This window comes from Nocardia brasiliensis, assembly GCF_042691675.1.
Classification (GTDB): domain Bacteria; phylum Actinomycetota; class Actinomycetes; order Mycobacteriales; family Mycobacteriaceae; genus Nocardia; species Nocardia brasiliensis_D.
Genome location: NZ_CP170507.1, coordinates 2,710,751 through 2,723,461, shown reverse-complemented (window position 1 = coordinate 2,723,461; position 12,711 = coordinate 2,710,751). Strand labels below are relative to the sequence as shown.

10 protein-coding genes are annotated in these 12,711 nt (G+C 66.6%); 4 read left to right on the top strand and 6 right to left on the bottom strand.

From position 1 onward, the window contains the following. Positions 1-106: 106 nt before the first annotated feature. Positions 107-2,395, top strand: coding sequence for a HelD family protein (locus tag ACFK0J_RS12735; protein WP_378739666.1), 2,289 nt, complete (start codon positions 107-109; stop codon positions 2,393-2,395). A gap of 114 nt (positions 2,396-2,509) precedes the next feature. Here the strand turns inward: ACFK0J_RS12735 and ACFK0J_RS12730 are convergent, their stop codons facing one another. The 3 genes from ACFK0J_RS12730 to ACFK0J_RS12720 all read right to left on the bottom strand — a co-directional run bounded on the left by ACFK0J_RS12730 (position 2,510) and on the right by ACFK0J_RS12720 (position 4,862). After that, positions 2,510-2,962 (bottom strand): universal stress protein, encoded by a 453-nt coding sequence (locus ACFK0J_RS12730; RefSeq protein ID WP_014983412.1) that lies wholly within the window; start codon positions 2,960-2,962, stop codon positions 2,510-2,512. 484 nt (positions 2,963-3,446) lie between these two features. Beyond that, positions 3,447-3,899: a DoxX family protein gene (locus ACFK0J_RS12725; protein WP_378739663.1), complete on the bottom strand. Its 453-nt coding sequence runs from the start codon at positions 3,897-3,899 to the stop codon at positions 3,447-3,449. Positions 3,900-3,968: 69 nt separating this feature from the next. Next, positions 3,969-4,862: a DUF6597 domain-containing transcriptional factor gene (locus tag ACFK0J_RS12720; protein ID WP_378739660.1), complete on the bottom strand. Its 894-nt coding sequence runs from the start codon at positions 4,860-4,862 to the stop codon at positions 3,969-3,971. 64 nt (positions 4,863-4,926) lie between these two features. On the opposite strand from ACFK0J_RS12720, the gene ACFK0J_RS12715 reads away from it, so the two are divergent. Next, positions 4,927-5,397 (top strand): VOC family protein, encoded by a 471-nt coding sequence (locus ACFK0J_RS12715; RefSeq protein ID WP_378739657.1) that lies wholly within the window; start codon positions 4,927-4,929, stop codon positions 5,395-5,397. Between the two features lie 26 nt (positions 5,398-5,423). Here the strand turns inward: ACFK0J_RS12715 and uvrB are convergent, their stop codons facing one another. Beyond that, positions 5,424-7,616, bottom strand: a complete 2,193-nt coding sequence (uvrB, locus tag ACFK0J_RS12710; protein ID WP_378739655.1) for an excinuclease ABC subunit UvrB — start codon at positions 7,614-7,616, stop codon at positions 5,424-5,426. A 338-nt stretch (positions 7,617-7,954) separates the two neighbouring features. Here uvrB and ACFK0J_RS12705 point away from each other — a divergent pair, with 338 nt between their 5' ends. Next, on the top strand, positions 7,955-8,602 hold the full coding sequence (locus ACFK0J_RS12705; protein ID WP_378739653.1) for a DUF402 domain-containing protein: 648 nt from the start codon (positions 7,955-7,957) through the stop codon (positions 8,600-8,602). A gap of 47 nt (positions 8,603-8,649) precedes the next feature. Then, entirely contained in the window at positions 8,650-9,174 is a 525-nt protein-coding gene (locus ACFK0J_RS12700) for a DUF402 domain-containing protein (protein ID WP_378739651.1), read from the top strand. A 56-nt stretch (positions 9,175-9,230) separates the two neighbouring features. On the opposite strand, the gene coaE is transcribed toward ACFK0J_RS12700, so the two are convergent. Both coaE and ACFK0J_RS12690 read right to left on the bottom strand, forming a co-directional pair. After that, complete coding sequence (gene coaE / locus ACFK0J_RS12695) at positions 9,231-10,433, bottom strand: dephospho-CoA kinase (protein ID WP_378739649.1); 1,203 nt, start codon at positions 10,431-10,433, stop codon at positions 9,231-9,233. 601 nt (positions 10,434-11,034) lie between these two features. Further along, positions 11,035-12,579 carry a phospholipase C gene (locus ACFK0J_RS12690; RefSeq protein ID WP_378739646.1) on the bottom strand — a complete coding sequence of 515 codons (1,545 nt, stop codon included), beginning with the start codon at positions 12,577-12,579 and terminating at the stop codon, positions 11,035-11,037. Positions 12,580-12,711 lie beyond the last annotated feature (132 nt).

Below are 12,711 nucleotides of genomic sequence, written 5' to 3'. Positions count from 1 at the left end.
CCGCAATCGCAGTAGACTCGACAACTCTGTTTTCCGAGCGTTCGCGTGCGCCTTGCCGTTCGCGGGTACCGTGCGCTCGGCTCATCGCGGTGACAAGGAGTTCAGTTTGCCCGACCTCACTCAGGATCGTGCCTCGCAGGAGGGCGCGCCGGAGCTGACCCGCGAGACCGAGCAGGAGCAGGCGTACCTGTCGGGACTGTACGAACGACTCGACGAAATGCGCGAATACGCACGGAACCGGTTGAAAACCGTGCTGCTCGAATCCGGCGGTACCCCGCAGGCGCGCAGCGAACGCGAATCGTTCAGCCAGCTCTACACCGAGGACCTCGCCAAATACGATGCGGCAGAACACGGTCTGTGTTTCGGCCGGATCGACCTGGACGACGAATATCGCTACATCGGCCGGCTCGGCATCCTCGACGAAAAAGACGATTACGAGACGCTGCTACTCGACTGGCGCGCTCCCCTGGCCCGGCCGTTCTACCTGGCCACCACCGCGGCGCCGGACGGGGTGACCCGGCGCAGGCACATCCGCTCGCGCAACCGCAAGGTCACCGCGCTCAACGACGAATATCTCGATCTGGACGCCGCGCGACGGGCCGGGGTGACCGACGACGACGGCGGTGTCGGCAGCGAGAGCGCGCTGCTCGCCGCGCTGAACGCCGCCCGCACCGGGCACATGAACGACATCGTCGAGACCATCCAGCACGAGCAGGACGCGATCATCCGCTCCGAGCACAAGAGCGTCCTGGTGGTACAGGGCGGGCCGGGTACCGGCAAGACGGCCGTCGCGCTGCACCGGGCCGCCTATCTGCTCTATACCTACCGCCAGCAGCTGGCCAAGAGCGGCGTGCTGATCATCGGGCCGAACGCCACCTTCCTGGACTACATCGGCCAGGTGCTCCCCTCGCTCGGTGAGACCGGCGTACTGCTGTCCACCATCGGTGACCTGTACCCGGGAGTGAAAGCGACCCGGGAGGATTCGTTGCGGGCGGGCGAGATCAAGGGGTCACTCGCCATCCTCGACGTGCTCAAGCAGGCGGTGCGCGACCGGCAGGAGGTGCCCGCCGAACCGATCCGGCTCAGTTTCGACGGCTACCCGGTGACGCTGGACCGCAAGATCGCCACCAGGGCGCGCGGCCGGGCCCGCTCCTCGCGCCGCCCGCACAACCTGGCCCGGCCGATCTTCGCGAGCGCGGTGATCGACGCGCTCACCGACCAGCTCGCCGAGACCATGGGTGCCGACCTGTCCGGTGGCACCAGCTTGCTCAGCCGCACCGACCTGGCCGAGATCCGCGACGAGATGCGGGCCGACCAGGCGATCCAGCAGGCCATCGGCAAGCTGTGGCCGCTGCTGTCCCCACAGGACGTACTGGCCGATCTACTGGCCGACCCGAAGCGGCTGGAGCGAGCCGCGTCCGCGCTCGATCCGGATGATCGAGCCGAGCTGGTACGACCGGACAACGGCGAATTCAGCGCCGCGGACGCCCCGCTGCTCGACGAGCTCGCCGAGCTGCTCGGCGTGGACGACACCGAGGAACGTGAACGCGCCAAGCGCCGCTGGCGGGCCCAGCTGGCCGAGGCGCAGGACGCGCTGGACATCCTGACCGGTTCGGCGCCACAGGATCTCGAAGACGAGATGGATCCGGAGATCCTGATGGCCTACGACCTGATCGACGCGAGCCAGCTCGCCGAACGCCAGGATGTGCGCACCAGGCAGACCACCGCCGAGCGCGCCGCGGGCGACCGCACCTGGACCTACGGGCACGTGATCGTGGACGAGGCGCAGGAGCTGTCGGAGATGGCTTGGCGGATGGTGATGCGGCGGATCCCGAACCGCTGGATCACCGTGGTCGGCGATGTGGCGCAGACCGGCGATCCGGCGGGCGCCTCGTCGTGGCAGCGAATGCTGGAACCGTATGTGGCCAAACGCTGGAAGCTCACCGAGTTGACGGTGAACTACCGGACCCCGGCCGAGATCATGGACGTCGCGGCGGACGTGCTGGCCGCGATCGACCCGTCGGCGGCCGCGCCGCGCTCGGTCCGCGACAGCGGGAACCCGCCGCGCGGCTACCGGGTCGCCGCGGACCAGGTGCACGACGAGGTCGCGCGACTGGTCGCCGCGGAGACCGGGCCCGGCACTACCGCGGTGATCGCGCCGCACGCGCTGGTCGAGGAGTTGGTCGACCTGGCCGGTGAATCGGTGCGGGTGCTGACCGTGCACGACGTGAAGGGCCTCGAGTTCGACGCGGTGTATCTGGTAGAGCCGCAAGGCATCCTGGCCGAATCACCGCGTGGCCTCAACGACCTGTACGTGGCGCTCACCCGCGCGACGCAACGGCTCGGTGTGGTGCACAGCGGTGAACTGCCGGAGGTGCTGCGCGCGCTGCGTTGACGCGGTCGCGGAAACGGTTGACGCGGTCGCGGAAACGGTTGACGCGGTCGCGGAAACGCGAAACTCCGCAATGCGCCACCATGCGGCGCATTGCGGAGTTCGTCGGAAACTCGGCTAGCGGACGGTGTGGACGATCAGGACGTCCGAGCGCGACTTGCGCGCGACGTCCGACGGCACGGAGCCGAGCAGGCGGCCGGTCAGCGTGTTCAGTCCGCGGTTACCGACCACGAGCAGGTCGGCGTCGACTTCCTTGGTCAGCGTGAGCAGCGACTCGACGGGCTCGCCGACCACGGCGCGCTCGACGATGTCCACCGCGCCCGCGGCGGCGGCCTTGTCCCGCGCGGTGCGCAGGATCTCGTTGGTGGGGGCGGACCCGCGCACCTGGTAGGCCTCTTCCTTGAGTACATCGGCGGCGGCGGCCACGTCGCGATCGTCGGTCGGGTAGTAAGCACACGCGATGACCAGGGTCGCGGCGGACACTCCAGCCAGAGCGGCGGCCTTCTCGACGGCGACGTACGACGAGTCCGAGCCATCGGTACCGACAACAATGGTCCGGTAGGCGGTCATTCTGTCCTCCAACTGTGCGGTGTCAGGGTGCCTACGCACGGTGCGAACCCAGGAACACGGCACCGGCGCAGCGACTCGGTTCGACCCTAGCGGCAAACTGAGCGGAAATATCAGAAATCGCAACACATCACATCTGGGGTGTCCCGGCATTGCCGCCACACGTTCGCCAGGAAATGCCACAAGGGCCTGAGCAACCAGGGCAGACACAATTGCCGCGCCGCCAATCTGTGATAGAGCACAACTACAGCGAACGGTCTTGTCCCCGTGGGATATTCGTCACACACCAGCGGCGATCGAACAGCCAGCGGCCCGTCTCGGCGGGCAAATCGCGCACCGGACGGGCCGAGGTGAGCCTGGGACTACCGTGCCATTACGGCCACGGTTGGTAGTTCGCCCAGAATAAGCCCAGAATCGCGCCGATGATGTCCATGCCTTCCTCTCCCTGCAGTAAAAAGGACGCGCAATATTAGCGCGGCACGCGGGGTCAGAGGTCGAAAAGCGGTCCGGTGATGGTCAATCCGAGGTCGTCGACATGCGCGAAGAAGGCAAACAGCATCAACGCGGCACCGGCGAGGGCCACATTCTTGTTGAAGTGGATCATTTCGCCCTGTTTGGCCTGCGGATCCGTCTCCTTCCAGAACGTGTGCATCAGCAGCGCGGTCACCACCAGCAGCACCGCGAGCAGCAGCGACCCGAGGTCGGCCCACACGCCGAGCAGCACGCTCAACCCGCCCAGGCCGAACAACGCACCCGAGCCGAGCACCGACAGCTTCGCCATCGGAACTCCTTTGCTCTGCGCGTAGCCCGCCATAGCTTCGGTCTGCGTGACGTGCCCGAGCGCGGAGCTCAGGAACAGCACCGAGAACAACACCCGTCCGATCAACACCACGACATCCATATCCAGCTCCTTGTTCGGCTGAGTCAGGTAGTGCAACATTCAACTAAGTGGCTCGGAAGTTATTCCCGGGTCCCGTGGCCGAATGGTCGAATACGGTCGGCCCAGCAACTATGCCCTGGTCGGCGTGACCTTTGCCGTGACCTCGTTGCGCGAGCGTAGCGAATTCTTGGCGTATTCCAGTGGAGCCATTCCGACTTCCGCGGTGAACTCCCGCGAGAAGTGCGCCTGATCGAAGTATCCCAGCTCCGCGGCCAATGCGGCCAGGTCTTCGGTACGGCCGCGGGCGAGCAGTTCGGCGCCGTCCTGCAGGCGATATCGGCGCAGTACCCATTTCGGTCCCGCACCGACGTAACGCCGGAACATCCGTTGCAGGGTGCGGATCGGCAGGTCGAATCGCTCGGTGAGCTGATCGACCCTGGTCAGCTCCTGGTCCGTGGCCATGGCGTCGACGATGCGCAGCACCAGCCGGTAGGTCGGATCGTCGGGGAAGGCGCGGGCCGCGAGGAAGTCGTCGAGGACGGCACGGCGCTGGTGGTCGGTGGGGACGTCGAGGACGCGGTCGACCAGCCCGACCGCCTCGGGCATGACCTCGGTCAACTCGACGGTGGTGTCCCGGAACGCGCCGACGTCGAGTCCGGTGAACGCGCCGAAGCCGCCCGCCCGGAAACGCACGCCGAACACCTCACCCGCCCCGCTGAGTTCACGGACGAACTTGGTCGTGCACACGCCGTTGACGAAACTGCCTGTGCGGCTTGCCGATCGCTCGAAGGTGACGTTCACGCTCGGATACGGCAGCACCTCCGCCTGATACGGCGGCCGTCCGCGCAGATCCCAGCGCACCGACCAGTACCACTCGACGAATCGGTCCACCGGCGGCTCGGCGGGTAGCCGCGCCAGCGTCCGATATTTGGCTTGCTCGTCCGGGTGCAGGATGCCGGTGGTGTCGGCGGGGGTCACCGGATTGCGGGGCGGCCGCGGGTCCGAATCAGCGCTGCCGGGCATGGTTTCGCTGTCCGTGTCGCTTTCTTACAAGACCGCGGCGAGGCCGCCGACCAGGATTGATGTCATGACGAACACCGTGAACCCCATTGCCGACGGCTACCACTCCATCACCTGTTTCCTCGCGGTCGGCGACGGCAACAAGGCCATCGATTTCTACACCGCCGTGTTCGGTGCGGAGGTGGTCACCCGCAACGACCTGCCCGACGGGCAGCCCGCGCACGCCGAACTGAAGATCGGTGATTCCATGTTGCAGCTGGGCATGCCCATCCCGGACAACAATGTGCTCGCCCCGAACGGCGAGTGGGTGCACACCTCGATCGTGCACTACTGCCCCGACGTCGACGCGGTCATCGAGCGCGCCATCGCACACGGCGCCCGCAGTGCCGAAGAACCCCAAACCTTCGTCACCGGTGACCGTTACGGCGTGGTGATCGATCCGTTCGGTCACCGCTGGGCCGTTATCACCAAGGTCGAGGACGTCGCTCCCGAGGAAGCGAAGCGCCGCGTCGATGAATGGATGGCCACCCAGGGCTGACGCCCCCGCGCGATGGGCGCCGCCGGTCAACTCAACCCGGCGGCGTCCATGCCGCGCAGTTCCTTCTTGAGATCGGCGATCTCATCGCGCAACCGGCCGGCGAGCTCGAATTGCAGTTCGCGGGCCGCGTTCATCATCTGCGCGGTGAGTTCCTTGACCAGGTCGGCGAGTTCGGCGCGCGGCATCGACTTGATGTCGCGGCCCTCGTAGACGCCGGCGCTGACGGCGCGGCCGGGTTCACCCTGGGCGCGACGGCCGCGGCTGGCGTTGCGACCGGAACCACCGACCTCCACCTCGGTCTCGTCGGCCTCCCGATACACCTGGTCGAGGATGTCGGCGATCTTCTTCCGCAACGGTGTCGGGTCGATGCCCATCTCTTTGTTGTAGGCGACCTGCTTGGCCCGGCGGCGATCGGTCTCCTCGATGGCGTGCTTCATCGAATCAGTGATCTTGTCGGCGTACATGTGCACCTCGCCGGACACATTGCGCGCCGCGCGGCCGATGGTCTGGATCAGGCTGGTGCTGCTGCGCAGGAAGCCTTCCTTGTCCGCGTCGAGGATCGCGACCAGCGATACCTCGGGCAGGTCCAGGCCCTCGCGCAACAGGTTGATGCCGACGAGCACGTCGTATTCGCCGAGGCGCAACTGCCGCAGCAGTTCCACCCGGCGCAGCGTGTCGATCTCCGAATGCAGGTAGCGCACCCGCACACCGAGGCCGAGCAGGTAATCGGTGAGATCTTCGGCCATCTTCTTGGTCAGCGTGGTGACCAGGACGCGCTCGTCCTTTTCGCTGCGCAGCCGGATCTCGTGCACCAGATCGTCGATCTGGCCCTTGGTCGGCTTGACCACGACCTTCGGGTCGACCAGTCCGGTCGGGCGAATGACCTGCTCGACGACCTCGCCGCCGACCTGGCCCAGTTCGTACGGACCGGGGGTGGCCGACAGGTACACCGCCTGGCCGATCCGGTCGGCGAACTCCTCCCAGGTGAGCGGCCGGTTGTCCACCGCGGACGGCAGCCGGAACCCGAATTCGACCAGGTTGCGCTTGCGCGACATGTCGCCCTCGTACATGCCGCCGATCTGCGGGACCGTCACGTGCGACTCGTCGATGACCAGCAGGAAGTCGTCCGGGAAATAGTCGAGCAGGGTGGCGGGCGCCGACCCGGCCGGGCGGCCGTCGATGTGGCGCGAGTAGTTCTCGATGCCGGAGCAGAACCCGACCTGCCGGATCATCTCCAGGTCGTACTGGGTGCGCATGCGCAGGCGCTGAGCTTCGAGCAGTTTGCCCTGCTTCTCCAACTCGGCCAGCCGCTGCTCCAGCTCGGCCTCGATGTCGCGCACCGCGCGTTCCATCCGGTCCGGGCCCGCTACGTAGTGGGTGGCCGGGAAGATGCGCAGCATGTCGACCTGACGGACCACATCGCCGGTGAGCGGGTGCAGGTAGTACAGCGCCTCGATCTCGTCGCCGAAGAACTCGATGCGGACGGCGAGTTCCTCGTAGGACGGGATGATCTCGACGGTGTCCCCACGCACCCGGAACGAACCACGGGTGAAGGCCATGTCGTTGCGGGTGTACTGCACGTCGACCAGCAGCCGCAGCAGCGCGTCGCGGTCCACCTCGGTACCCACCTCGAGCTGTACCGAGCGATCGAGGTAGGACTGCGGGGTGCCGAGGCCGTAGATGCACGACACCGACGCGACCACCACCACGTCGCGCCGGGAGAGCAGGCTCGACGTGGCCGAGTGCCGCAGCCGCTCGACGTCGTCGTTGATCGAGCTGTCCTTCTCGATATAGGTGTCGGTCTGCGCGATGTACGCCTCGGGTTGGTAGTAGTCGTAGTACGAGACGAAGTACTCGACGGCGTTGTTCGGCAGCATCTCGCGCAGCTCGTTGGCCAGCTGGGCGGCCAGCGTCTTGTTCGGGGCCATCACCAGCGTGGGGCGCTGTAGTCGCTCGATGAGCCACGCGGTGGTCGCCGATTTACCGGTGCCGGTGGCGCCGAGCAGCACCACGTCGCGCTCCCCTGCCCGGATCCGCCGTTCCAACTCCTCGATGGCGGCGGGCTGGTCACCGGCGGGCACGTGCTCGCTGACCACCTGGAAGCGCCCCTCGGTGCGCTCGATCGCACCCACGGGACGGTGCTCGGAGTGCGCCAGCGGGGTCTCGCCCGCGGCCCTCTCCGCGTAACCCTCCGTCGGAATCTCGGTTGCGAATGCCATGCTCACCAGCCTAAGCCCAGCCACCGACAGATTTCTCGGGTCGTCCGGCAGCCGAGGTAGCTCCTGGCGTCGGCGAGCCGCGGCGCGACCGATCGTGAGCCCGTCCGTCGCAAGCAGTGGCGGTTACCCCGGCTGGTCCGTGACGGCGATAGCCGCCCCGTAGCCGCACCGATACCGTTTCACATTTACCAACCCCTTCGTGTCCGAAATGTCCTTTGCGGCAACACAATTCGTGTCGGAAATGATGTCGCGTCATTCCCCCCACACGCCTTTTGCCAGGTGTACTCTGATTTGGTTGTTCGGACAACAAGTTCGGATGTGGCGAAGGACCAAGAGCCATGAGAGGTCTGATTCCATTGCTCAAAACCGTGCCAACCACCGGCTTCGCCGGAAACGTCGCCAGGCATCTCCGCGCCGCGGTACCCCGGCTGATGCACTCCGAACCCGCCGCCCCACCGACCACCGAATTACCGCCCGGCCACCCGCCGCACCGGCCCGAGGTCGAATTCTTCAACCTCGCGGAACTCACCAGCACCGACAACAAGGGGTTCGTCCGCCAGGTCGAGCGCTACCACCAGGAACCGTGGGGCGTGTACATGGCGCGGGTCGTCCCCGTTCCGCACCACCACTACCTCGAGTGCTGGCTACTGCCCGAGCTGTCGCTGCGCGTGTCGCTGACCCGCCGGAACCCGGCGCACCACGTGTGTCACGATTTCCACCTCGATATCGGCGAGTTCACCCAGCTCGAGCCGAAACTCTGGAAGGCCGTCGACCACTATCTCGACATCGAGGTGCACCGCGGCCACACCGTCGAACTGCGCGGCGTCGACGACCTGCTGGCCGCCCACGCGGCCGGATTGGTGGACACAGCGCAGGCGCATCGGGCCTTCGACTGCGCGACGGCCGCACTGGACGGACTCGCCGCCAACGACCACTGCGTGGAGGACTGGCTGGCCACCCAGGGCATCACGCTCACCTGGATGTAACCGCCAGGCCACTCGACGCGGTCGCCGCGGCGGTAGATTCTGAATGCATGACGCAGGCACCTTCCGTTGACGTACATCGACCCAAGGTCGAGTACTTCGACCTCGCGGCCCTGACCAACACGGATCCGAAGGGATTCGTGCGGCCGGTCGAGCGGTACCACGTGGAGCCATGGGGCCTGTACATGGCGCGCACCTCCGACCATGAGCAGTTCCACTACATCGAATCGTGGCTGCTGCCCGGCCTGGCGCTGCGCGCGACCGTCTTCCACTACCACCCCGAGCACCAACGCGACCAGGACTTCTACCTCGACCTCGGCGAGTTCAACCAGGTCGGCCCGCAGCGGTGGAAGTCGGTGGACCACTACCTGGATATTGTCGTGCGTTCCGGCCGCGACACCGAACTGCTCGACGTCGACGAACTCCTCGCCGCCCACGCCGCCGGACTCCTCACGGCGGCCGAGGCCCAGTCGGCCATCGAACACGCGACCAGGACGATCGACGGTATCGCCGCCAATGGCTACCGCCTCGAACGCTGGCTCGAACCGTTGGGCATCACCCTGACCTGGATCTGACCCGCTCCGCCTACTGGACGCCGCACCGCTCTGCCGATCAGCAGTGCCGGTGCGCGCTAGCGATCTCGCCAGGCCAGCATGCGGGGGTATGCGGCCGCGAACCAAGGTTCCTTGACCTCCAGATAAGCAACCGTCGCTGCCGGACCGGACAAGCTGGCTGCTTTCGCCTCACCCTCGCGCTTCACCTCGAAATATTCCGCGCGGGCGGTGGCGTCGGCGCGCAGCCAATCGCGGAACAACAGCGCGTACTGCTGCCCCGGCGACCCATCGGCACGCACGTGCACATTGGCGAGGCGACCAGGATCGGCATTCTGGTGAAAACGCTTGCCCCACAACGTGAGATCGGTTCCCGACGGATCCTCCGGCGTCGGCCTTGGTTCATCCTGCGTGTTCTCCGGCCGGACCGGAAAACCTGCCGCCCCCAACGCCTCCCGCAATTCATCGGCCGCCGCGAGGTCGGCGACCGTGATCTGCAGATCGATCACGTCCTTGGCGGGAAGCTCCGGTACCGAGGTGGACCCGATATGGTCGATCCGCACCGCCGAAGACCCGCACGCCACCCAAAGGCGGGCAATGAGTCGCTGCGCCTGGGCAGTCCATTCCGGATTCGGCGGCACCAGCCGTATCTCTTTCCGACGCGCGGGGGTGCCAGTGCGCAGGTTGTGCTCGAATGGCACCAGCCGCGCGTGCCACAGCTCGCGCACCGCCTCTTCGACCTTTTCCGGCGTCCCGCTGTTGTCGAGTAATACATCCGCCACCGCGCGCCGCTGCTCGTCGGTGGCCTGCGCCGCGATACGCGCACGCGCGTCGGATTCGGTGACGCCGCGGAATTCCACCAGTCGACGGACCCGAGTTTCGGCGTCGACATCGACGACAAGAACCAGGTTCATCAATGGCGCGAGACCATTTTCCACCAGCAATGGAATGTCCTGCACGACAATGGCATCCTGCGGGGCCGCGGAAATGAGTTCGGCGGTGCGTTTACCGACCAGCGGATGCGTTATCGAATTCAATGTCGCGCGCGATTCGTCGTCCGCGAATGCCTTGGCGGCCAACGCGGGGCGATCCAGGCTGCCGTCGGCGGCCAGGATCTCCGGGCCGAACGCGTCGACCAGTGCCGCGAGGCCTTCGGTTCCCGGGGCGACGACCTCCCGCGCGATCAAGTCGGAATCGATGATCACCGCACCGAGATCGGCGAGAATCCGCGCCACCGTCGACTTGCCCGCTCCCATGCCTCCGGTGAGGCCGATCCGCAACATTCGACCAGTCTCGCATCCCGCGCCTTGCGGCCCGTCCGCCGCCCGGTGGCGCACCGGGGCCGTTCGATGGGCGCGGGTGGGTCCGGGTACGGAGTGCGGGACACAATCGGCTCGATTACCCATCGGGGCCGCACTTTCCACCTCCCGCCGCCGCAATTGCCCGATCCGTGACGAGCCCGAGACCAATTCGCAACAATTACGGCCGGACCCGCTCGACTAGCCACAACTTTTCGACACGCCGGGGCAATTACTTGCGCAAAATACTCTGCGGGGCCGTTTCGTTCGACTAATCTTCGCCGTGGCGATCCAGGCGCCAGCACCAGCAAGCAAAGGAACACCATTGGGCACCAGAAACAACCAGACGGCTCGCCACCGCCTGGGCATGGCGGGCGGAGTTCACTGCGTCCAGATCCCCGCCGTCGCAGCCGCGTTAGCCGAGCACCGTCGCACATGGTTCACCGCGTTGATCAGTCCGGCCCGGCACAGCTTCGCGGCCATGCGGAAACGCTCTGCCGTCTCCTCGGTCCGGTGGGTGCCTGCCACCGCGAGCTGACCCCATACTTCGAGAAGTGGCCCAGCCCCCGCCAGGGCTGGGCCACTCTCATGCCCGAATCAACCCACTCGGCCTGCGCCGGGTACCGGGTTGCTGTGTCGGCATCGCATTCGGCGGCACCGGATAGGGAATCCCGGTGGTCACCGAACCCAATGCGATATTCGGGCCGCATTGGGCGACCGCGGCATCCATTTTCGGTTTCGGGTCGGGCAGCACCGGTTTCGCGGTATTCGGTGCCGAGCCGAAATCGAAGGTGGAGGTCATATCGCCGGTGACGCCGCGACGCCACGCGGTCACATTCGGCACCTCCACACCGAATCTGGTTTCCAGCAGTCGCAGCTGTGAGGTGTGGTCGAACGTTTCCGAGGCGACGAGCCCGCCCCGGGCATACGGCGAAATCACCAGCGCGGGAACGCGATACCCCAAACCTATCGGACCGGCGATGCCCTTGGCCGCCGACACGCGGTCGAGCGGCACGGTGAGGAACTCACCGGGGGTTCCCGGCGGCGGCGTCGGCGGGGTGACGTGGTCGAAGAAGCCGCCGTTCTCGTCGTAGCTGATGATCAGCGCGGTCTTCTCCCACACCTTCGGGTTCGAGGTGAGGATGTCGAGCAGCTGGACGATGCCGAACGCACCGAACGCCGCGGGCAGCGCGGGATGTTCGCAATTGAGCAGCGATGGGATAACCCAGGACACGGCGGGCAGCGTGTCGTTGGCGACGTCGGCCTGAAAGTCGTTGGGGTACACCGGAGCCCTGCCGCGACGCGCCAATTCCGAGTTCGGGTCGGCGGATTGGGTGAAGCAGCCGAGCATGCCGTCGAGGATCACCGAGGACAGCGGGCCGACGTCACGGTTGTTGTAGACCTTCCAACTGACGCCGGCCTCGGATAGGTTCTCCGGGTAGGTGCGCCAGCTGTAGACGTGCTGCGGGATCAGCGTGGGGGTTTCCACCAGCGGGCCGCCCGCGTTGCCGTCCGGGTCGATGGTGCCGCTGATCCAGTACAGCCGGTTCGGGTCGGTGGGGCCGAGCACCGAGCAGTGGTAGTTGTCGCACAGCGTGAAGGCGTCCGCGAGCGCGGTATGGATCGGAATGTCTTCCGGCAGGTAGTAACCCATCGCCGCGGGTGCGTTGGCCGCGCCGACGCCGGCGATCGACATCGGCATCCACTGATCATTGCGGCCACCGTTCCAGGCTCGGTGCATGCCGCCCCAGCTGTGGTCCGGATCGTTGATGCATTCGCCGTCGAGCGTTGCGCCGCGGGTGGTGTCGAGCCGGAACGGATTCAGGTAGCCGTCGGGTGTCGGGCCCGCGCCCGGCGTCCAGCCGTACTGCCGCCAGGCCGTCGACGCCTCGTCGAACCCGCGCACGCCGGACAGCGTGCCGAAATAGTGGTCGAAGGAGCGGTTTTCCTGCATCAGCAAGACGAAGTGCTCGATATCGCCCAGGCCACCCATCCCGGCGGGGTCGGCGGCGTAGGCCCGTTCGATGATCGGGTCGGCCCAGGAAGCCAACGCGCCCACCGCACCGGCCGCCGCCGCCTTCGCTAGGAATTGTCTGCGATTGAGCCCGCTGAACGGCCCTGCTGCGCACATCTCTTCGGCCGACCTTTCCGCCAGGGCTGTCGAGCAGAATTTCGCGATCCGCGCCGACCATACCCGACGTGCTGTGACGCCGCAGAGAAAGATCGTTTAGCCGGACCGTGCAGTGATCCGGACCACGCCGGT

Coding starts and splice junctions, on each gene's coding strand:
- ACFK0J_RS12730 (WP_014983412.1), bottom strand. CDS start 2,962: ATGACCGCCTACCGGACCATTGTTGTCGGTACCGATGGCTCGGACTCG.
- ACFK0J_RS12725 (WP_378739663.1), bottom strand. CDS start 3,899: ATGTTGCACTACCTGACTCAGCCGAACAAGGAGCTGGATATGGATGTC.
- ACFK0J_RS12720 (WP_378739660.1), bottom strand. CDS start 4,862: ATGCCCGGCAGCGCTGATTCGGACCCGCGGCCGCCCCGCAATCCGGTG.
- ACFK0J_RS12715 (WP_378739657.1), top strand. CDS start 4,927: ATGACGAACACCGTGAACCCCATTGCCGACGGCTACCACTCCATCACC.
- uvrB (WP_378739655.1), bottom strand. CDS start 7,616: ATGGCATTCGCAACCGAGATTCCGACGGAGGGTTACGCGGAGAGGGCC.
- ACFK0J_RS12705 (WP_378739653.1), top strand. CDS start 7,955: ATGAGAGGTCTGATTCCATTGCTCAAAACCGTGCCAACCACCGGCTTC.
- ACFK0J_RS12700 (WP_378739651.1), top strand. CDS start 8,650: ATGACGCAGGCACCTTCCGTTGACGTACATCGACCCAAGGTCGAGTAC.
- coaE (WP_378739649.1), bottom strand. CDS start 10,433: ATGTTGCGGATCGGCCTCACCGGAGGCATGGGAGCGGGCAAGTCGACG.
- ACFK0J_RS12690 (WP_378739646.1), bottom strand. CDS start 12,579: ATGTGCGCAGCAGGGCCGTTCAGCGGGCTCAATCGCAGACAATTCCTA.